We start from the raw sequence: 21,057 nt of genomic DNA, 5'->3' as shown, positions 1-21,057 counted from the left end.
GCGGTCGGCGCCGTGGGTGTCTGGTGAGTCCGCAGCCGGAACCCGCGACGCACACCCTCGCACCCACGGGGCTGACCGTTCGCAGGAGAGATCCGGATGTTTGCTCCCACCGCCCATGCCCATGCTTCGCCGCGGCTCGACATCACCAACGCGCAGGAGGACGCGCCGGACGAGTCGCTGTTCCTGCCCCCCAACCACCGGATCGCGTGGCTGGCTCGATCGGCCTGCTGGTGCACCGCAGAGAGCGAGCATCTGCTGGTGCCGGCCTTGATGCGCGCCCTGGCACGGCTGCCGTGGTATCCGCAGCGGCGCGGCCTGGTCTGGCTGGAAGACTCGGCGCTGACTGATGGCTTCACCGTGATGCATCACGGACCGGACCGCGACGCCTGGTACATCGCGTCGCAGGTGGCGGGCGGGCGCCTGCGGCAGTACTCGGGCGGCCTGTTGGTGGACTTTGCGCCGGCACGCCATCCGTCGCTCGATGTGGCGGATTCGGAGGCCATCCGGCAGTGCATGCGATGCGAGTCCTCGTGCAAGGCACCACCGCAGGGATTTTTCCATGTGCTGGGCTGGATGCTGGGGGACCATCTGCCGAACGGTCTTCAGATGACGCCGTTGCAGCGTGCGCTGGCGGTTCAACGCGACGTGCTGGACATTCTGGCGAGGTCGGCGGACCTGCTGGTCGAGCTGGAAGGCGTGAGACTGCTGCCCGGCGTGGGCGACGGGTGCAGGTTGGCCATCGACGAAGTGGCGGCCTCCGAGCGACATGGCCAAATGGGGTTGAACCGCTCGCGTTTTTCGGCCGAAGCGAAGGCGTTCCTGGAGCCGCGGCTGCCGGCTCTGGTGAACCTCTACGGCGCGCTGCCTGTGTTCTCGGAGGCCATTGACGCGAGAAATGGTCAGATCGCCCGACACTTCCCGAACGCGCTGAAACCATCTTGTGCGCGCGCGCAGGTGGGTGCGACCTGCCCTTCCACGCACGGCGTCGGCGGCACCGCGGGCATGCGCCCACCTGATCAGCCGGCGCGGCCCGGGGGCGATCTGTCGCCCGCCACGGTCCGCGCGCGGGACGCCTCCCGCCTGGCCTTGCTGCCCTCGCCTTTCGTGTCGGGTCGAGACTGCCTGCAAGCCCTCTCGCAGCCGTCTTACTGGTGCACCGCCGAGACCGAACACTTCCTGGTGCCGGTGCTGATGAAGGCCCTGCTGAAACTCCCGTTCTACCCGAGAGAGCGAGGCCTGGTCTGGCTCAGCGATCTCACGGCCGATCCTCAGTACACCGTGCTGCATCGCGGACGGGATCGGGATGCCTGGTACGTGGCCTCCCGCGATGCCAGTCGCGACCATCGGATTTACTCGGGCGGCCTCTTGACCGACTTTGGGCCGGCCATCACGCCGAAGGATCCGCCTGAGTATGGAGCGGCCGACGCGACGCGACTCGAGCGGTCCCACCGGTGGAACCTGCGGTGCCAAGCCTCCGGCCATGAGCCGGCCCATGGTTTTTTTGATGTCTTGGGCTGGATGCTGCGAATGCACCTGCCCCGGGGCAATGCCCTGACGCCCCAGCAAAGCTCCGCCGCCGTGCGGGGCCAACTGCTGACGGTGCTGGAGAGCAGCCCTGAACTGCGGACCGCGCTGAACGAGGTGAAGTTGCTGCCCGGCGTCGGCCGCTCGCGTCCCGATGCGCTGCATCGGGTGTTCGGCAACCGGGCCCACATGCAGCGCCAGGAAGGCCACCAGCTCCCTGTGGCGACGCGCTTCCATCCCCGCGTGAAAGCACAACTGATGGCCAAGATGCCTGCCCTGGTGGCGCACTACGGGTCCCTGAACGCCGTGGGCCGCGCCATCGAGGGCCTCCCGCGGCAGATGTATCCGCAATTCGAAAGCCTGCCCAACGTGGTCCAGAACTACAGTAGACCTTCCAAGCGGCTGCGAGAGGCGGTCGACCTGTCTCTCGACATGGCAGGGGCCGAGGGGCGTGCGCAGACGTCGGCGACTTCTTCGACTTCTTCGACTTCTTCGACTTCTTCGACCGGATCATCGGCGGGGCTGTCTGCAGAACCGACAGCAGGACCCTCCGCAGCCGCCCACCGCTGAGTGGACCGCCCCGCCGCGACATCGGCATCCATGCCCAGGGGTGAGCCGCCGCTCGCGCTGCGACGCAAGGTGCCGGACGCCAGCCCGGCCACACCGCCCAGCCGCTCGACATGACACCGCTGCGGCTGGCGCCGCGCTGACTGAGCAGGCGGCGACATGCAATGGGGCGGTCACGCCGCGAGTCCGCCGCACCTGCCCGGCAGCCCACGCATAATCCGCGCGACCTCCACATGGCCAAGCACTGTCGGAAGTGTTCACGCTTCCGGGCTGCGGGGTATCCCCGCGGCATGCCCATGACCTGACCAGACGGCGCAGGTTCCGCCGCGCGCTGCCGCGCGCCACAGAACATGCCAGACCCGCCGGTTGGCCATGGTGGGGGTCACCCTGACCTCCGTGGCACGACGCATCGATCCATGACCCGGCACGCCCCGCTGACCTACCCCCGCTGGATCGCCCTGGCATTGGCGCGCGCCTTGCAGGCCGACGACCACCTGACCCACGGCCGCAGCGTCGACGCGCTGCTGGCCCGCGCCATGCAGTGTCTGGACGACGGCGCCCGCCCCTGGTTGCTGCCCCTGTGTCGGGCACTCGCGGCCTGGCCCGAACCGATGTGGCGGGCCCAGACGGTGCGGACCCTGGCAGACCGGCTGCAGACCATGGCGCCCTTCGACGAGAGACAGGACGCCAGCACCTACGACCGTTGGCGGGTGCGGCGCCTGCTGCTGCGCCCGACCCGGCAACTGCCGCTGCCGTTCGCCCTGGAGGGCCTCACCCTCCCCGCCTTGCCGACCGAGTCCAGCGTGGCCGAGTGGCTCGACCTGACCCTCGATGAACTGGACTGGTTGGCCGGCGACGCGCACCGCTATCGAGAGGCCACCGCCACCCCGCAACGGCCGCAGGTGACGGCAGCGCGCCACTACCAAACCTTGCTGCTGACCAAACGACGCGGCGGTCTGCGCCTCATCGAAGCGCCGCTGCCGCGCCTGAAGGCGGTGCAGCGGCGTGTGCTGACCGGATTGCTGGCGCAGGTGCCGGTCCACGAAGCCGCCCATGGCTTTGTGCCTGGCCGCAATGTGGCCACCCACGCAGCCGGCCACGCCGGGGCAGCGTTCGTCGTCAGCTTCGACCTGCAGGACTTCTTTCCGTCAATCGGACGCGCCCGCATCGAGGCGCTGTTCCGCACCCTGGGCTACGCGGAAGCCGTCGCGGGCCGCCTGGCCGCGCTCTGCACCACCCGCACGCCGGCCACGGTGCGGGAACGGCTGGCAGCAGACGGACCGATGGGACCGATGGGGTTTCTCGGCGTGCGGCGACTCGCCTCGCCCCACCTGCCGCAGGGCGCGCCGACCTCGCCCGCACTGGCCAACCTCTGTGCCTTCGGACTGGACCTGCGGCTGGATGGGCTGGCGCATCGCTTCGGTGCGCGCTACTCGCGTTATGCGGACGACCTGGTGTTCTCCGGGCCGGAACGGCTGGGCCGAGACCTGCGGACGCTGCAGGCCTGGGTGCAAGGGATCATCGAGGACGAAGGCTTCCGCCTGCGGCATGACAAGACCCGGCGGATGCCGGCGGCCGGCCGACAACGGGTGACCGGGGTGGTGGTCAACACCCGACCCAACCTGCCGCGCGAGGATTACGACCGACTGCGCGCGGAGCTCCACCGGCTGGCCGCGCAGGGTCCGGTCGATCCGGGTCTGCGCGCACCCTTGCTGGGGCGGCTGGCCTGGGCGACGCAGTTCGTGGTGCCGTCACGGGCGACCAAGCTGCGACGGATGTTCGACGACATCCGCTTCAAGACGCCATCGGACTAGGCATCGCGATCGCCAGCCGCATCGGCGTGGTCGTGGGGATGTGCATCGGCATCGGCATCGGCGTGGGCGTCGGCTAGCCCCGGGCTTCAGGCGCCTGCGCGCACCGGCATGCTCAGTCGCACCCGCAGGCCCTGGCCGCCAGCGGCATCGAGCAGCTCCAGGCGGCCGCCGTGCCGCTGGGCGATGTCCAGCGCGATCGCCAGGCCCAGGCCGCTCCCGGTGCCGATGGATTCACTGCCGCGCTGGAAGCGCTGCAAGGCGCGCGCCCGGTCTTCGGGCGCGATGCCGGGTCCGTTGTCTTCGACCTCCAGCATCGCCCCGTCGCCCTGGCAGGCGGTCCGCACCGTGATGCGGGCGCCGCCACCGGCATAGTTCAAGCTGTTGTGCAGCAGGTTCTCCAGCAGCTCGCGCAGCAGGAAGCCCTGACCCAGCACCGGCGCATCCTCCAGCTCGAAGCCGAGGTCCACCCCGGACGCCAGGGCCCGCGGCACCCAGTCCTCGGCGACCTGGGCGGCGATGTCGCGCAGGTCCAGCGGTTGCGCGCGGCCGGAGGGCTCGGCCTCCGCTCGGGCGATCGAGAGCATCTGCGTCGCCAGCCGGGCGCTGCGGTCCACCGAGCGCTGCAACCGCTTGAGCAGCGGCTCCATCTGCGGGTGGTGCGGCTCCAGCAGGGCCAGGTCGATCTCGGTGCGCAGCGAGGTCAGCGGGGTGCGCAGCTGGTGCGCGGCATTGGCCAGGAAGTCCTGCTGGGCCGAGGCCGCGCGTCGCAGCCGTTCAAACAGGCGATTGAAGGCGGCAATCAACGGTCGCAGCTCGCCGGGCACCTCGGCCGCCAGGGGCTCGAGTCGGGCCAGGTCGCGCTGCTCGAGCTCCGCGCTCAGGCGCGCCAGCGGGCGCAGGCCGCGATGGGTGGCCCACCAGCCGGCCGCCGCCAGCAACACCGCCATGCCGCCGATGATCACCCCCACCACCACGATCAACTGGCGCTGCAGAGCGTCGCGCTTGTGCAGGGTCTCGGCCACGATCACCTGGCAGGACTGGGCGAAGCGACAGGCCGACCCCAGCGCCGCGACCCGCAACGCCTCGCCATTGAGCGTGGCCAGGGTGAAGTACCACTCGCCGCCGTTGCGGTGCGGCACCGTCAGCGCGCGCAGCTGTGCGTCACCATACAGGCGGTTGCCGTCCGGATCGAGCACCAGGTAGTAGACGAGGTCCTGCCGGTCGAAGCGCAGGGCGCGGTCGGTCGGCGCGGAGACTTCCACCGACAGCTGCCCGTCACGCTCCCGGATCAGGCTGGCCACCGCCAGCGCGGTGTCGCCCAGCGACTGGTCCAGCCAGGAGATCGCCGTCTCATGCATCACCCGGTAGAGCACCAGGCCGGCGACCGGCACCGCCACCAGGACCGGCAGCATCAACCACAGCAGCAGGCGCTGCTTGAGGCTCAGCGTCGCATGAAGGTTCGGCGCCATGGGTTCGGAGATTCGGGGGCCTCAGCGCTTGGCGGGCGCTTCTTCCAGCAAGTAGCCCAGCCCGCGCACGGTGCGCAGTTGCAGCCCGGCCGGCTCGATCTTGGCACGCAGCCGTGACACGCAGACCTCGATGGCGTTGTCGCTCACGCCCTGCTCCCAGCCATTGCTGGCCGAGGCGATCTGCTCCTTCGCCACCACCTTGCCGGCACGCGCCAGCAGGAAGCCCAGCACTTCCCACTCCCGGGCGGACAGAGCCAGCGGCTCCTCGCCCACATAGGCGCGGCGGGCCTCCAGGTCCATGCGCAGGGCCGCCAGCGCCAGCTCGTTGCCGGAGCGGGCCTGACTGCGACGCACCAGGGCCCGGGCCCGGGCGATGAGCTCGCTCAGGGCGAACGGTTTGACGAGGTAGTCGTCAGCGCCGCCTTCCAGGCCGCGCACCCGGTCTTCGACCGCATCCCGCGCGGTGAGCAGCAGCACCGGCACCGGGCTGCCCTGGCCACGCACCCGGCGCAGGGTTTCAAAGCCGTCGATGCCGGTCAGGCCGATGTCCAGAATCAGCAGGTCGTAGCGATCCTCCCGCAGCGACAGCGGCACCGGCTCGCCGCGCGCGCTGACATCCACCACCCAGGACTGCGAACGCAGCGCCCGGGCCGTGGACTCGGCCAGGAATTCATCGTCTTCGACCAACAGGATGCGCATGCCGCAGAGCATAAGGCGAGAGCCTTGCGGCGGTCATCCACCAAGCTTGCGGAAACCTGAAGGCAACAGCGCCGACAGGTTTGCGCAAGCTTGGCGACATGTACGCAACAGCGACCTTGATCAGACTGGCGGACATGGTTGATCCTGAGTCTCCTTCGATGTGCCCGCCGGCCCCTCCGCCGGTCGCAGCGATGCCGATGCCGATGCCGCTCGCGATGCCGATGCACACGGCGCGCGCCACGCCCCCCGACACGGCGCGGGACCCGCGTCCCGCGGTCCTGCTGCTGCACGGACTGTGTGCGAACCCGCTCGAACTGATGCCGCTGGCCCGCACGCTGCGGGAGGCGGGTTATCTGGTCGAGGCGCCCGCCCTGCCCGGTTACGGCGTGGCCGTGGAACGCGGCGGCCGACGAGCCCCTGTCGCCCGTTTCGAGGATTGGGTGGCCTTGGCCACCGCGCATTTCGATGTGCTCGCCGCCCGCCATGAGCTGGTGGCGATCGGCGGCCTGTCAATGGGCTCGGTGCTGGCCCTGGCCCTGGCGATGAAGCGCCCGGCGGCGGCGCTGATGCTGCTGTCCACCTCGCTGCATTTCGACGGCTGGAACGTCTCCCCCTGGCGCCGCCTGCTGCCGCTGGCCTATGTGCGGCCGCTGCGGCAATGGCTGAGCTTTCGCGAGCGCCCGCCCTACGGCATCAAGAACGAACGGCTGCGCGCCTGGGTGGCCCAGGCGATGGTGTCGGAGCATGTGTCGGCGGCCGGGGCCGACCAGCTCTCCGCCGCCTCGCTCTACCAGGCCTCCCGAATGATCCGCACGGTGCGCGCCGGGCTGCCCTCGATCACCGCACCGACCCTGGTGCTGCATGCCAGCGAGGACGATGTCAGCGGTCCGCGCTCGGTGCTGGAGCTGCAGCAGCGGCTGGGCAGCACGCCCGAAGTCCATTGGTTCCATCACAGCTATCACATGCTGACGCTGGACAACGAACGCAGCGCGGTCACCCAGACCGCGCGCGATTTCCTGCGCAGCCGCCTGCCGGTGGCTGCCGTGTCACCGGTGGCGGCGCTCTTTCCCACTTCCCTTCGCGAGGACCTTCCCCATGAGCAACATGCTTGAACCACTGCGCCAGTTGGCTTGCCGTGAACTCGGCCTGACCGAGAACGACCTGGACAGCACCGTCACCTTCGCCGAGCTGGGTCTGGACTCGCTGATGCTGGTGGACTTCATGTTCGCGGTGGAAGACCATTTCCACATCCAGATCGACCACGACGAGGCGATGAAGACCCCCACGCTGACCGGCCTGGCCGCGCTGGTGGAGCGTCTGGTCGCCGCAGCCCCGGCGGACACCTCGGGCACGCCCAAGGTCGTCGCCGCCTGATCGCCTCCCCCCACTCTTCTGACACGGAACGCCGCATGAGCGCAGAGCAGATATGGATCACTGGCATCGGCGCCTTCAGTGCCCTCGGCCCGGACGCCGATGCGCTCGCGCAGGCCTTGGAGACGGGACACTCCGGCGTGTCACTGCAACCGGGCGATCCGGCCCGGGGGCTTGCGCCCTTCGCAGCGGCGGTGATCGACACCCCGCTGGGTCAGGAGATGCCGCCGGCCCAGCGCAATCTCTACGACCGGCACAGCCTGATGGCGTTGCGCGCCTCGGCGCAGGCCTGGGCCCAGGCCGGGCTGCCGGCGCAGTCCGGCGACCCGACGCGTGCGGCCGTGGCCTGGGGCACCGGACTGGGCGGCTCGAACTCGCTGCAGCAGTCCTACACCGAGGCACTGACCAAGGAGACGCCGCGGGTGCATCCGTACACGGTGGTGCGGGTGATGAGCAACTCGGCCGCCTCCCATCTGGCGATGACGTACGCGCTGCGGGGGGCGATGCTGTCGATCTCGAATGCCTGCGCCTCGTCGGCCCAGGCGATCGGCGAAGCCCTGCTGATGATGCGCCAGGGCCGTGCGGACCTGATGCTGGTCGGCGGCTCCGAATCGATGCTCAACCACGGCTCGGTCATGGCCTGGCAGGCGATGGGCGTGATGGCGCCGCCGGATGCGGACCAACCCGCCCAGAGCTGCCGACCCTTCGACAACGGACGTCGCGGGCTGGTCCTCGGCGAGGGCGCGGCCGCGCTGGTGCTGGAGACGGCCTCGCACGCCCGCGCACGCGGCGCCTCGGCGCTTGCCGTGCTGGCCGGTTACGGGCATAGCGTCGATGCGGTGCACCTGTCTCGTCCCGATGCCGATGGCCAGGAACGTGCGCTGCGGGCCGCGCTGAGCGATGCGGGACTGTCGCCCGAAGACATCGCCTATGTGAATGCGCATGGCACGGCGACCGATGTCGGCGACGCGGTCGAGGCCGAGAGCCTGGCCCGCGTGTTCGGTGCCCGCGGCGTGCCGGTGAGCGCCACCAAGGCGCTGCACGGTCATCTGATCGGTGCCGGCGGTGCGCTGGAACTCGTCGCGTGTGTGCAGGCGCTGCGACGCGGCTTGCTGCCGCCCAGCGCCCATGTGCGCGAAAGCCAACTGGCGGCGGTGGTGGACCTGATCCGCGACGAGCCACGCCGGTTCGACACCACCCGGGCCATCGTCAGCAACTCGTTTGCATTCGGCGGCAGCAATGTGTCGCTGGTGGTGAAGGGACCATCGGCGCACTGAACGGCGCGGACGCCCCATGCCATCAACGAGCGTCCAACGAGCGCTCAACGGCGCTCGCGCAGTCTCGCCATCGCCTCAACGGTCCTCGAACGACGCTCGCATGGTCCTCACGCGGTCGTCAGGAGGTCCTCACGAGGCGTCGCCCGCGGGGGACTCACCGTCGGCTGACGGGGCCCGCCGCCAGGGCCCGCGCCACGCTCACCGCTTGAGTTCGAAACGCTCCAGCAAGGTCGCCAATTCCGCCGCCGATCGCAGACCCAGCTTGGTGAAGGCCCGCGCACGATGGACCTCCACCGTGCGGATCGCGATGCCCAGTTCGTCGGCCACCTGCTTGTTCAGCTTGCCGGAGGCCACCAGCTCCTTGCTCACCGCTTGAGTTCAAAACGCTCCAGCAAGGTCGCCAATTCCGCTGCCGATCGCAGACCCAGCTTGGTGAAGGCCCGCGCACGATGGACCTCCACCGTGCGGATCGCGATGCCCAGTTCGTCGGCCACCTGCTTGTTCAGCTTGCCGGAGGCCACCAGCAGCGCCACCTCGCGCTCACGGTCGGTGAGGCTGGCCAGCCGACCGGCGGCATCGGCCTGGGCGCGGGCTTCGCGCTGTCGATGCACATCCAGCGCCAGCGCGCGCTGCACCTTGTTCACCAGCGCCTGATCGTTGAACGGCTTCTCGACGAAGTCGATCGCGCCCTTCTGCATCGCATCCACCGCCATCGGGATGTCGCCATGACCGCTGAGGAAGATCACCGGCAGCGGAAAGCCGCGCGCAATCAGCTCGTCTTGCACCTGCAAGCCCGACAGCGGCTCCATCCGCACATCCAGCACGATGCAGCCATGCGGCTCATGCGCGGCCTCCAGCGCAGCCAGCAGCTCGGGGCCGCTGGCATGGGTCTCGACCCGCAGCCCGTGGGTGCGCATCAGGAAGGCCAGCGCATCACGCACGGCCGCTTCGTCGTCCACGAGATGCACCGTGGCCTGCGGATCGCTCATCAGGGAGACTCCTTGTGGGTGGGGCCGCGCCCGGTCGGCGTCGGCGTCGGCATCGGTGTCGGCGCAAGGGGCAGGGTGAAACTCAGGCGTGCGCCGCCGAGCTGTCCGCTGCCGGCTTCCATGCCGCCGTGATGCGCCTCGATGACGGAGCGGCAGATCGCCAGCCCCATGCCCATGCCGTCCGGCTTGGTCGAATAGAACGCGGTGGTCAGTTGATCGATGCCCCGGCCCTGCAGGCCGGGACCGTTGTCGTCCACATCCACCCGCACGAAACGCTCGCCGACGCGCGCCGCACCAATGCGCAACTGCGGTGACGCGGGCAGCGACGGGAAGGGGATCGAGGCTGCCGTCGATGTCGGGGTAGGTGCAGATGCGGATGCGGATGCCACGGTCGGCGGCAGCGACCGGCCCTGCCATTCATCCACGGCGTTGCGGATCAGGTTGATCATCACCTGCTCGATCAGCACCGCATCGGCCAGTACCTCCGGCAGGTCGCCGGGCAGGGCCAGCTCGACGCGCACCCCGCGCAGGTCGCGCTTGAGCAGCGACAGCGCCCGACCCACGATGTCCGGCACCGCGCAACGCTCGGGTTGCGGCGCGCGTCGGGTCAGGAAGGCGCGGATGCGTTGCACGATCCGGCCGGCCTCGGCCGCCTGCTCGCCCAGGCGGCGCAGCGCCTCCATGACGATGTCCTCGGTCTGTCCGGACCGCTCCAGCGAGCGGATCGCCCCCGCGTTGTAGCCGGCGATGGCCGCCAGCGGCTGGTTGAGCTGATGCGCCAGCGCCGAGGCCACCTCACCCAGGGTGCTCAATCGGGCCTGATGCGCCAGCGCCTCGGTCTGGCGGCGCTCGCGCTCCTCGGCCTGCTTGCGGGCGCTGATGTCGACGATGGAGCCCATCCAGCCGATCTGCCGCCCGCTGGCATCCACCAGCGGCGCTTCGAGGATCATCACGTCCAGCACATGGCCGTCACGATGCAGCCAGCGTGCTTCATAGCCGTCGCGCGGTGCGCCGCCGGCCATGTTGCGCTGGTGGCGTCGCAGGTTGTCGTCCATCTCGTCGGGCAGCCAGTACGGCATCGGCGGCAGCCGGCCGATCAGTTCGTCCGGACTGAAGCCCACCAGGTCGCAGAAGGCCCGGTTGAGGTGGGTGAGGCGGCCTTCGAGGTCGCGGCCGCGCAGGCCCACGCTGAGCGAATCCTCCACCGCCCGGCGCCAGGCGGCCTCGGTGCGGGCTTCGCCTTCGGCCCGACGCACCTCGCGCATCTGCCGCCGCAGCATGCCGCTGGCCAGCGCAGACAGCAGGATGAAGACCGCCATCAGCGTCGCCGCCAAGGTGTGCCACCACGGGATGTGGCGGTCGCGGGTATTGAGTTCGAGCCAGGTTTCACGCATGGCGGGGTCGACACTCAGCCGATAGCTCTGCGTGCCCTCGCGCGGCTGCGCATCGCCGGTCTGGGCCAGCCGCTGGCCCAGGGCATCGACCAATCGAACGTCGTACTTCTGCGCCAGCCACCAAGGCAGCGTCTGGCGCAGCAGCGCGGAGGGCGCGAACCTCACCACCATGCGTCCCCCCATGGGCCGCGCGGTGCTCCAGTGGGCGGTCACGCCGCCCTCGTCCAGGCTCACGCCGGTGCGCTCGCGCGGCGGGGCGACCGTCTGCGGCGCCTGCTGCGGCACATGGGCGAGGACGCGGTTGTTGGCATCCAGCACCGTCACACTGACCCACAGGCGACGCAGGCCCTCGGCCACCGCGGGATGACTCAGCAGGGTGTTGTCGTCCACCCGCGCGGGCAGTTGCTGGGCCAGGCGGTCCACGGCCGCATGCTCCGCATTCAGCCAGTCGGACAGCCGCGCTTCCAGCGTCAGCGAATCGGCGATGAGGGTCAGCCGCTCGTCTTCCAGGTCGCGGGCGTCGCTGTGGCGCAGCCACGCCGCCACCGAGGCGGCGAAGGCCAGCGCCAGCACCAGCGGCAAGGCCCAGGTGGCGCGGCGCAGGTGATCGACAGGGGGCAGGCCCGGCGGGCGGGAGGGCGACAACGACGGCATGGCGCCAGTCTAGTGTCCTGCCCCTCGCACAACGGGTGGGCGGGGTTTCGTTTTCCCCCAATGTGGAAGTCCACAACTGGGCGGCGCGCGGGTGGATTTTGACAATCCGCCCATCCCGAAAAGTATGAGGAGACTCCCTTGGCCGCCATCCTGCCCCGCCGTCTGTTGTTGTCCGCCGCGCTTGCGCTGACCGGTTTGTCTGTCGGCGGTACCGCCTTCGCGCAGTCGCCCATCGTGATCAAGCTCAGCCATGTGGTGGCGCCGGACACGCCCAAGGGCAAGGGCGCCCAGCGCTTCAAGGAGCTGGTCGAAGAACGCAGCAAGGGCCGGCTGAAGGTCGAGGTCTATCCCAACAGCCAGCTCTACAAGGACAAGGAAGAGCTGGAAGCGCTGCAGCTGGGCTCGGTGCAGATGCTGGCGCCGTCGCTGGCCAAGTTCGGTCCGCTGGGCGTGAAGGAGTTCGAGGTCTTCGACCTGCCCTTCCTGTTCAAGGACGATGCGGCCTTCCGCAACACCACCCAGACCCTGGGCATGGAGCTGTTCAAGAAACTCGAGCCCAAGGGCATCAAGGGCCTGGCCTTCTGGGACAACGGCTTCCACCTCATGAGCGCCAACAAGCCGCTGCACCATGTGGCGGACTTCAAGGGCCTGAAGATGCGCATCCAGAGCTCCAAGGTGCTGGACGCGCAGATGCGCGCCCTGGGCGCGATCCCGCAGGTGATGGCCTTCTCCGAGCTCTACCAGGCGCTGCAGTCGGGCGTGGTGGACGGTACCGAAGGCGTGCCCTCCAACTTCTACACCCAGAAGACCTACGAGGTGCAGAAGCACACCACGGTCAGCAACCACGGCCACCTGGCCTATGCGCTGATCATCAACAAGAAGTTCTATGACGGCCTGCCCGCCGACCTGAAGGCGGTGGTGGACAGCAGCGTCAAGGACGCCACCACCTATGCCAACGCCATCGCCGCGACCGAGAACCAGCAGGCCATGGAGAAGATCAAGGCCAGCGGCAAGTCCACCGTCTACACCCTGACCCCGGCGGAAGTGAACGAGTGGAAGCTGGCGCTGATGCCGGTCCACAAGGACATGGAAGGCCGCGTGGGCAAGGCCACGGTCGAAGCCGCCTACAAGTCGGCCGGCTTCATCCCGCCGACCAAGTAAGCACCCGGAACCCTCCCGCCATCGGCCGTACCGCCGATGGCGTCTCATGCCGCGCCGTCCTCACGGCGGCGCGGCATTTTTTTTCGCCTGAAGGAGACCGCCATGAGTTTGAGGTGGCTGGACAAACTGGAGGAGACGCTGATTGCGCTCCTCATGGGGACCGCGACCCTGGTGATCGCGATGGCGGTGCTGCACCGCTTCCTGGCCGGCGTGCCCTGGCTGCAGGACTGGATCATCCGCATCGACGTGAGCTGGGCGCAGGAGCTGTGCATCTACATGTTCGTGTGGATGGCCAAGTTCGGCGCGGCCTACGGCGTGCGCGCCGGCACCCATGTCGGCGTGGACGTGGTGGTGCGCAAGCTCCGTCCCGAGCATGCCAAGTACCTGGTGATCTTCAGCCTGCTGGCCGGTGCGGTGTTCACCGCCACCATCGGCACGCTGGGCGCGAGCTTCGTCTGGGACAACGGCGCGCACTATGCCTTCACCCATGCGCTGGGCATCGACAACCCCGACCTGTTCGAAGGACCGACCTCGCCCGACATGGAGATCCCGACCTGGATCGCCTATTCCTGCGTGCCGCTCGGCTCCTACCTGATGTGCTTCCGGTTCCTGCAGGTCTGCTGGACCTTCATCCGCACCGGTGAAGCACCGCATGCGGACCATGGCCATGTGGAAGGCATCGAGGACGACGTGGCGGCCGTGGCGTCGACCCGCACCGCCCATGAGGCTGCCATCACCGCCGGTGACGGTCGCAAGGGAGACCGCGCATGAACACCCTGATCATCTTCTCCCTGCTGGTGGTGCTGATGCTCACCGGCATGCCGATCTCGATCTCGCTGGGCCTGACGGTCCTGACCTATCTCTTCACGATGACGAACGTGCCGATCGAATCGGTCGCGCTCAAGCTGTTCACCGGCATCGAGAAGTTCGAGATCATGGCGGTGCCCTTCTTCATCCTGGCGGGCAATTTCCTGACCCATGGCGGGGTGGCGCGGCGGATCATCCACTTCGCCACCACCATGATCGGCCACTGGTACGGCGGCCTGGGCCTGGCCGGTGTGCTGGCCTGCGCGATGTTCGCGGCGATCTCCGGATCGTCGGTGGCCACGGTGGTGGCGGTCGGCTCGATCATCCTGCCGGCGATGACCAGGCAGGGCTATCCCAAGCAGTTCGGCGCGGGGGTGATCACCACCTCCGGCGCGTTGGGCATCCTGTTCCCGCCGTCGATCAACCTGGTGATGTTCTCGATCGCCACGGCCGGCATGTCGGCCACCGGACCGAACGGCGAGGTGGTGGGCACCGCCTCGGTGGGTCAGCTGTTCATGGCCGGCGTGGTGCCGGGCGTGTGCCTGTCGCTGCTGCTGGGCCTGACCACCTGGTACCGCGCCAGGAAGTACGACTATCCACGCATGGTCAAGGCCACCTGGGCCGAGCGCTTCAAGGCCTTCCGCGACAGCTTCTGGGGCCTGATGCTGATCGTGGTGGTGATCGGCGGCATCTACAGCGGCAAGTTCACGCCCACCGAGGCGGCCGCCGTGGCGGCGGTGTATGCCTTCATCATCTCGGTGTTCGTCTACAAGGACATGGGCCTGAAGGACGTGCCGCGCGTGCTGCTCAAGGCCGCGGCCATGAGTTCGATGCTGCTCTACATCATCACCAATGCGGTGCTGTTCAGCTTCCTGATGGCCTCCGAGCAGATCCCGCAGACCATGGCGGCCTGGATGTCGGCGCAGGGCTTCGGCCTGGTGGTGTTCCTGCTGCTGGTCAATCTGATCCTGCTGGGGGCGGGCAACTTCATGGACCCGGCCGCCATCGTGCTGATCATGGCGCCGATCCTGTTCCCGGTGGCCGCCAAGCTGGGCGTGGATCCGGTCCATCTGGGCATCCTGATGGCGGTGAACATGGAAGTGGGCCTGTGCCATCCGCCGGTGGGCCTGAACCTGTATGTGGCCTCGGGCATCACCAAGATGGGGATCACCGAGCTGACGGTCGCGGTCTGGCCGTGGCTGCTGACCATGCTGGGTTTCCTGCTGGTGGTGACCTACTGGCCGGGCCTGTCGCTGGCGCTGCCTCGCCTGCTGGGGCTGGTGAACTGACGACGCGGCGACCTCCGAGGGTCTCAGGCACGACCTGACCCTCACATGAGAGCTGGACTGAACTGCGCAGCGCAGCCGGGGGACGAAGGAGCCTCATCCCCGTCGAGGCTGCCGCGCATGTTCGCTTCCGTCCGTTCCCCGAGTTCGCCGTTTGATCTGACCATCAGCAGCACCGATGACGAGCTGCCCTCCGCCGACCCGGGCGAGCGTGCCGCTCCGGCCACCGAGGCCATGTTTCACGGCACCGCGACGCAACTGAATCACGACGACATCCTGCAAAGGTCGCGGACCTTCCGGAAACTGACGCAGGTAACGCCGGAAGTCGGGTTGGAACTCGTGTTCAACGACCAGTGGCGCCGCCCTCACCACGACCCGCAGGGCCGCCAAGCCGGCCACGTCGGTGCGCCCCGTGCGCAGGTGCGCTTCGTGCCGGCGGGGCAGAACCGCCGCGAGACCCTGTGGCGCCTCGACCGCGTGACACTCCTGGGGATGGATCAATGGCCGCCTGCGCCCAGCGCCACCACCATCGGTGCCGCAGGTGGACCGCTTTCCGACTTGCTGCTGGATCTGTTCGGCACGCCGCTGCCGCCCGACCATCGGCAGGCGCCACCGGACCCGATGGACAGCCCCGGGCCGACCTCGCCGCAGGACGCACCACGCCGCCCGGTGTCGCGATCGGACGAGCGGCCGCCGACTCCGCCACCGGCCGGCCCGACAGGTCAACCGACCGCCCTCTGGCGACCCTTCGAGTTCCCCTCGCCTGTCACCCGTTCTGACAGCCCGGTTCCTGCCAGCCCGGTGATGGCCGAAGCGGCGCAGGCAAGCGCGGCGATGGCCAGTGCGGGGTTTCATGGCCTGGACCCGCAGGCCGGGCCGCCGTCGCTGTTCCGTCCGATTCCCCGCTACGCCTTTGGCATGCCGCCGGGTTCGTACAGTCGCTACGCTCACCCGAGCTCTTTGCCATCGGCATACCCGCCGACACTGCCTGTTGGCGCACTCAGCGAGCCGTTCTGGACGCCCACGGCCCTGGAGTCCGACACGCAGCCGCCGATGCTCGCCACCCTGCCCCTGGCCAGCCTCGCCGGCCCTGCGGGCAACAGCGGCAGCACGGTGCATTGGCGGTCTCAACACCCGCCCGACGCGGCCCCGACCCGGACGACGTCGGCCGCAGCGGGTCCGACAACCGTCTGGCCCGTCGTGCTCGAAAAATTCCTGCTCGCCCAAGCTCAGGCGGCCCGGGAGTTCCTCAGTCTGGTGGACCGGCTGCCTCAAGCCGTCCGAACCTGCGGCTCAGTCGAAACGGGACTGCGCCTCCTGGGCGTCGATCACCTCTACGAGAGCTATTTCACTCAGGAAGGTCAGCTGAATGCGCGAGGTTTCCTGAGACTGGCCAGGAGCCAATACACCCGGGTCACGCCCACGGTGGTGAAGGCCATTGAGGACAGTGGCTGCTACCGATCGCCTCAATTCAGTGACTGGTGTGTGCACCATGGTTTTCGCATGCAGGACATCCATCAACACTTCTTCAACGGGCAGGTGCTCGCGCAGTCAGGGACCACCCCTTCGGCGGTGCGCCATGTTGGTGGCCCAGGAGAAGTACCAGGAGAAGGTTCGGGAGAGGGCCCGGGAAAAGACTCGGTAAAAGGCTCGGTAAAAGGCCCAGAAGAAGGCCCAGAAGAAAGCCCAGGAGAAGGCGGCCTGGGTGCACCCCGCAGCGCACCTGTGGGAGCGGCAGCCAGCACCTCAAAGCCGCTGTCATCGCTCGCCGCATCGAGGATGTCCCTTCAACGTCACGACAAATTCCTCTCCCTCTGTAAACAGCGCAGGCCGCTCTTGTCGGCTCGGCGCGCCTGGTTAAGGGATGTCGCGGACAAGATGCCAGAGACGACTCAGAAGTATGGGTCTGCCAGGCTGGCCTTGCGGATGCTGAAGGCGCCGGCCTCCTGGCGCGATTATTTCGAATTCGACGGAACGCTGAATGTGTGGGGCGAAAGCAAGTGCAGCGGCACCAGCCCGTCGAGGATGCTCACGAAGCAGGCTCTCCAGCAGATCGTCTCATCCGGTCGCCATCGTCAGCCCGATTTTGCAGACTGGTGCGTGCAACAGGATTTCGCGATGTCAGCCGTGCGCCATATGTTCACTCGGTCAGGAGAGCTCACCAACTACGCGCGAAAAAAGCTGGGTATGCCGCCCCGATTTAGGGGGTTGCACAGCGATGCCCTCCAGCCACAGGGCCCGGCCGAATCCAGTTCGCCAGGTCCGGGAGATGACCGACGGACAGACGCTTCGCCTTCTCCGCCCTCTCCGCCTTCCAAGCCTTCTCCGCCTTCCAAGCCCTCTCCGCCTTCTCCCTCGTAAGCCCTGTTCACGTGGCCTCCGTCGGCGCAGCGGAATACATGGCGCGGCAGTCATCGGCTGCAGCGACGTGCCATCAGCGGCTGCACCTCTGGACTGAACTCGGGATGCCACGACGCGGACGAAGCAACTACATCCTTTCCGAGGCCGCTGCGCATGTTCGCTTCCCTCCACGCTCTCCACACGCCGATCGACCCGACGGGCTCCCACGAACGTCCCGCCACGGCAGCCCTGCCCACACCCGTGGCCGTCTCCCATCAGGCAACCGCCAACCTGGCCTTGACCGAGTCCCTCGCTCGGACCGTGTGTCGTCGCTTTCTCGACAGCCCGCAGGTGCCTTCGACCCTGGGCCTGACGCTTCATTTCGTGGAGAACGCCGATGTGCGCCAGGAGGTCCTGCGGGCGCCGGTGGTGGGCCATGGCTCGGGTCATCTGCGATTCGCGCCGGCGCCCACGGATGGCGGTGAGTCGGGGTGGCGCGTGACCGAGGCGCGTCAGACCGGGGTGGGCTCCCCCGATCACACGGTCATCCATCAAGCCGATGACATGACCCTGGCCGACGCCTTGCTGGCGTTGCTCACCCGCGCCCAGCAGGACGATCTGATCGCTGCCCTGCCGGCACCATTGACGCCGAACGGGCGGCGCATGAGCGCGCGGGATCGACTGCTGGCCGCATGGATGGAGGGCCACCTGCCCGTGCCTGCCGCCCGTTCGCGGCCGTTGTGGCGCCCCTTCAGCCCCAGCCCGCCGTTGCAGGAGACGGCCTGGTCGGCCGGCTCGCACGAGCTTGATCCGCAGCGCGAACCCGCAAGCGGCGGCCCCTCGTCGGCTCAGGCCACCTCTGCGGTGCAGGGCCCGCTCATGCCGAGTCCGAGCACGCCGCCTCCTGACACACGGGTGCTCGCTTCTCGGTTTCGGGCGGCCGCCCAGGCGAAATTCCGGGGGGTGGTCGAGTGCATGCCCCGGATGGTGCTTTCCCAGTCGCGCAAGACCGCGCTCATCGCGATGAATTGCTCCCCGTCCTGGTGCAGGTACTTTCTTCCGAATGGTCAGCTCAGCGCGGCGGGACACAGCCGGCTTTCTCAGAAGCCGTTAACGCCGGTGACGGATGAAGTCGTCCAGTACGTGCTCACCACGAACCGACATCGGCGTCCGGATTTCGAGGCGTGGTGCCTGGACCATCACTACTCCTTGATCGCTATGCGTTCCAAGCTCAAACCCGCGAGGATCAGGGCCATGATCGAGCGCGCCATGCAGGTTCCCGAGAAGGCCCAGGCCCCTTGGGTCGCGGCTGCGCATCGGGAGTTGGCGACGTCTGGCGGATCGTTGTCTCCGCTCGGCGCGTTGCCGCAGGCCGGTGAAACTCCCCGCAGGTTTGCCAGGGCGGCGAGGATCTACGGCAGCGAGGACGAACACGCGTCGTTTGTCGAACTGGCCAAGATGCTGCCGCAAACGGTCCTGCAGTGCAGCAGTGTCGGCGCCGCACTTAGAAAGTTGCGCAAAGGTCGGACCATGCACCGCTATTTCGATCGCAGTGGGAACTTGAATGCCAAGGGTAAAGATCGGCTGAAGAGAAGCCCTTGGCATGGCATCAGTCGCCAGATCCTGACCGAGATCCTGCAATCGCGTCGCTATCTGGACCCTCACTTCGAAAGTTGGTGTCAGGAACAGCAACTTTCGCTGAACGCCATCTCCAAGTATTTCGCGAACGGCGTCGTCAAGTTCCGCACGATGAAGGAACTGGGGTTGACCGTGCCGCCGCCCTCTCACACGGCTGCGTCCTCGGACTGAACTGTGGACGGCACGAAGCGGACCAAGCGACCACATCCTTGTCGAGGCCGCTGCGCATGTTCGCTTCCGTCCGCCTGCCCCACACGTCGATCGATCCGCCGCACGGCCACGAGAGCCCCACCCCGGCGGTGCAGCCCGTGCCAGTGGACCGCGCCCACCCGCGCGCCGAGCATGCGCTGGCGGAGCAGGTCGTGCGAAAGGTGTGTCGGCACTTCCTGGCCTTGCCTCAGGTGCCGTCGACACTGGGGCTCGCCCTGGAGTTCGCGGACGCATCCGGCGTGCGCAAGGTGGTCCTGCGTGACCCGGCGCACCGCCATTGCTCGGGCCAACTGCGATTCGCCCCGATGCCCACGGGCGTCGGAGAGGTCGGCTGGCGCGTGAGTGAAGCGCGTCAGATCGGCGTGGGCTCATCCGGCCATACGATCGTTCATCAAGCCGACGACATGACCCTGGCCGACGCCTTGCTGGCGTTGCTCACCCGCGCCGAGCAAGGCGCTCTGCTCGCCACCGTGCCTGCACCGATGAATCCGCAGGGCTGGCCCATGAGCGCCCGCGATCGACTGCAGGCGGCCTGGATCGAGAGCAGCCAGCCGGCTCCATCCGCCCGTTCGCTGACGCTGTGGCGTCCCTTCTCGACCAGCCCGGCGCTGCAAGAGGCGCCCGGTCCCGCTGGCACGCAGGACATCGGTCTGCCAGGCGCCGATGAAGCGCAAGTCGACGCCCGGGTCGACGGGGTCGACGGGGCCGACGGGGCCGACGGCCGCGCCGGCCGCTCAAGCGATCCGGTCAGCCCTTCGGCGCAGGCCGCGCTCATGCCGAGACCGGCCACGCCGCCCCATGACGCGCGGGTCCTCGGCGCCCGGTTTCGCAGCGCCGATCAGGTGAAGTTCCGCGAGGCGGCGCAACGCATGCCCCAATTGATGCGCACCCAATCGTGCAAAGCCGCGCTCATTGCCTTGGGTTGCCCCACCTCGTGGGTGACGTACTTTCGCGACGAAGGCCAACTCAACTCGAAGGGGCTCAGCCGGCTCGATCCCCACGAGTTGTCGCCGGTGACGGCCCAGGTCGTCCAGCACGTGCTGCTCACTGGCCAACATCTGCGGCCGGACTTCGACGATTGGTGCCGGGCCCATCACTATTCCCTGCTCGCCATGAGGATCCGTCTGACGCCCGAGCGGGTCAAGTCCATGATCCGCCGCGCCCTGCAGGTTCCCGGACAGGCCCACGCGCCCTGGATGCCCGCCGCGCTTGCGCACTTGTCGCAGGCCGGCGCGGCGCTGCCGCCGCTCGACGCCCTGCCGAAACCCGATCAAGACCCCCCTCAACGCGTGAGGCCGACGCAAGTCGGCAGGAATGCCAGCGATACGGCGCCATTGCGCGAACTGGCTCGGATCCTGCCGCAGGCGGTCGTGCGATGTGGCAGCCTCACCGCCGCGCTCAGATCGTTGAACCAGTCTCGCGGCCTGTCCCGCTTTTTCAATCTCGATGGCACCTTGAACGTCAAGGGCGAAGACCGGGTCAATGAAGCCTTCAGGACGCGGATCACTCAGCGTATTGTTCGGGACATCCTGCAATCGCGGCGATATCTGGATCCCGGCTTCAGCGATTGGTGTCAGGCAAGACGCTTCTCCCTGGACGTCATGCAGAAATACTTCGCCAATGGCATCGTCAAACCCCGCGCGATGGAGATACTCAACATGACCGCGCCGCCACCGCCGCCCACGTCAGAACCTTGAGGGGCCAGGGGCCCGCCAGCGAGACCGGTCTGGCGGGACCGCCCGGAGACCCTCCCGGCCTGCTGGGGCGGTATTGATGAATACCTTGGGGCACGCAGCCCGCCCAGCGGGCAAGCCGCTCGGGCGTTCCATCGATCAGGCGCCCAACCCATCAGCCGCC

The 21,057-nt window shown here is 68.3% G+C and carries 15 protein-coding genes; 10 read left to right on the top strand and 5 right to left on the bottom strand.

The window, feature by feature from the left end:
* The first annotated feature begins 96 nt into the window (after positions 1-96).
* Both N4261_RS04680 and N4261_RS04675 read left to right on the top strand, forming a co-directional pair.
* Positions 97-2,094: a hypothetical protein gene (locus tag N4261_RS04680; protein ID WP_261759054.1), complete on the top strand. Its 1,998-nt coding sequence runs from the start codon at positions 97-99 to the stop codon at positions 2,092-2,094.
* A gap of 413 nt (positions 2,095-2,507) precedes the next feature.
* A complete protein-coding gene (locus N4261_RS04675; RefSeq protein WP_261759053.1) occupies positions 2,508-3,905 on the top strand; it encodes a reverse transcriptase family protein in 1,398 nt (465 codons plus the stop codon).
* A gap of 86 nt (positions 3,906-3,991) precedes the next feature.
* On the opposite strand, the gene N4261_RS04670 is transcribed toward N4261_RS04675, so the two are convergent.
* Both N4261_RS04670 and N4261_RS04665 read right to left on the bottom strand, forming a co-directional pair.
* Positions 3,992-5,374 (bottom strand): sensor histidine kinase, encoded by a 1,383-nt coding sequence (locus N4261_RS04670; RefSeq protein WP_261759052.1) that lies wholly within the window; start codon positions 5,372-5,374, stop codon positions 3,992-3,994.
* 21 nt (positions 5,375-5,395) lie between these two features.
* Positions 5,396-6,073: a response regulator gene (locus tag N4261_RS04665; protein ID WP_261759051.1), complete on the bottom strand. Its 678-nt coding sequence runs from the start codon at positions 6,071-6,073 to the stop codon at positions 5,396-5,398.
* Between the two features lie 197 nt (positions 6,074-6,270).
* On the opposite strand from N4261_RS04665, the gene N4261_RS04660 reads away from it, so the two are divergent.
* From N4261_RS04660 to N4261_RS04650, 3 genes are read left to right on the top strand one after another with little or no spacing between them, the layout of a single operon-like run.
* Positions 6,271-7,185, top strand: a complete 915-nt coding sequence (locus N4261_RS04660) for an alpha/beta hydrolase (protein WP_261759050.1) — start codon at positions 6,271-6,273, stop codon at positions 7,183-7,185.
* The gene (locus N4261_RS04655; protein ID WP_261759049.1) at positions 7,169-7,447 is read left to right on the top strand and encodes an acyl carrier protein; all 279 of its coding nucleotides are present in this window, start codon (positions 7,169-7,171) and stop codon (positions 7,445-7,447) included. The genes N4261_RS04660 and N4261_RS04655 overlap by 17 nt, the downstream gene beginning before the upstream one ends.
* A gap of 35 nt (positions 7,448-7,482) precedes the next feature.
* The gene (locus N4261_RS04650) at positions 7,483-8,721 is read left to right on the top strand and encodes a beta-ketoacyl-[acyl-carrier-protein] synthase family protein (protein ID WP_261759048.1); all 1,239 of its coding nucleotides are present in this window, start codon (positions 7,483-7,485) and stop codon (positions 8,719-8,721) included.
* Positions 8,722-8,919: 198 nt separating this feature from the next.
* Here the strand turns inward: N4261_RS04650 and N4261_RS04645 are convergent, their stop codons facing one another.
* The 3 genes from N4261_RS04645 to N4261_RS04635 are packed head-to-tail and all read right to left on the bottom strand — an operon-like array spanning position 8,920 to position 11,758.
* Positions 8,920-9,090 (bottom strand): LuxR C-terminal-related transcriptional regulator, encoded by a 171-nt coding sequence (locus tag N4261_RS04645; RefSeq protein ID WP_261759047.1) that lies wholly within the window; start codon positions 9,088-9,090, stop codon positions 8,920-8,922.
* A complete protein-coding gene (locus tag N4261_RS04640; protein WP_261759046.1) occupies positions 9,087-9,710 on the bottom strand; it encodes a response regulator transcription factor in 624 nt (207 codons plus the stop codon). The genes N4261_RS04645 and N4261_RS04640 overlap by 4 nt, the downstream gene beginning before the upstream one ends.
* The gene (locus tag N4261_RS04635) at positions 9,710-11,758 is read right to left on the bottom strand and encodes a sensor histidine kinase (protein WP_261759045.1); all 2,049 of its coding nucleotides are present in this window, start codon (positions 11,756-11,758) and stop codon (positions 9,710-9,712) included. Before N4261_RS04635 ends, N4261_RS04640 begins: the two co-directional genes overlap by 1 nt.
* Before the next feature lie 138 nt (positions 11,759-11,896).
* Here N4261_RS04635 and N4261_RS04630 point away from each other — a divergent pair, with 138 nt between their 5' ends.
* The 5 genes from N4261_RS04630 (at position 11,897) to N4261_RS04610 (ending at position 20,897) form a co-directional block, all read left to right on the top strand.
* On the top strand, positions 11,897-12,919 hold the full coding sequence (locus tag N4261_RS04630) for a TRAP transporter substrate-binding protein (RefSeq protein WP_435532001.1): 1,023 nt from the start codon (positions 11,897-11,899) through the stop codon (positions 12,917-12,919).
* A gap of 108 nt (positions 12,920-13,027) precedes the next feature.
* A complete protein-coding gene (locus N4261_RS04625) occupies positions 13,028-13,690 on the top strand; it encodes a TRAP transporter small permease (RefSeq protein ID WP_261760608.1) in 663 nt (220 codons plus the stop codon).
* Entirely contained in the window at positions 13,687-15,015 is a 1,329-nt protein-coding gene (locus tag N4261_RS04620; RefSeq protein ID WP_261759044.1) for a TRAP transporter large permease, read from the top strand. Before N4261_RS04625 ends, N4261_RS04620 begins: the two co-directional genes overlap by 4 nt.
* 117 nt (positions 15,016-15,132) lie before the next feature.
* On the top strand, positions 15,133-17,373 hold the full coding sequence (locus N4261_RS04615) for a hypothetical protein (RefSeq protein WP_261759043.1): 2,241 nt from the start codon (positions 15,133-15,135) through the stop codon (positions 17,371-17,373).
* 1,652 nt (positions 17,374-19,025) lie between these two features.
* On the top strand, positions 19,026-20,897 hold the full coding sequence (locus N4261_RS04610; RefSeq protein ID WP_261759042.1) for a hypothetical protein: 1,872 nt from the start codon (positions 19,026-19,028) through the stop codon (positions 20,895-20,897).
* Positions 20,898-21,057: the final 160 nt, after the last annotated feature.

It is taken from the genome of Roseateles amylovorans, from assembly GCF_025398155.2.
Lineage (GTDB): Bacteria > Pseudomonadota > Gammaproteobacteria > Burkholderiales > Burkholderiaceae_C > Roseateles > Roseateles amylovorans.
Note: the sequence above shows the minus strand (reverse complement) of the source record. Positions and strands in the feature narration are given on the sequence as shown.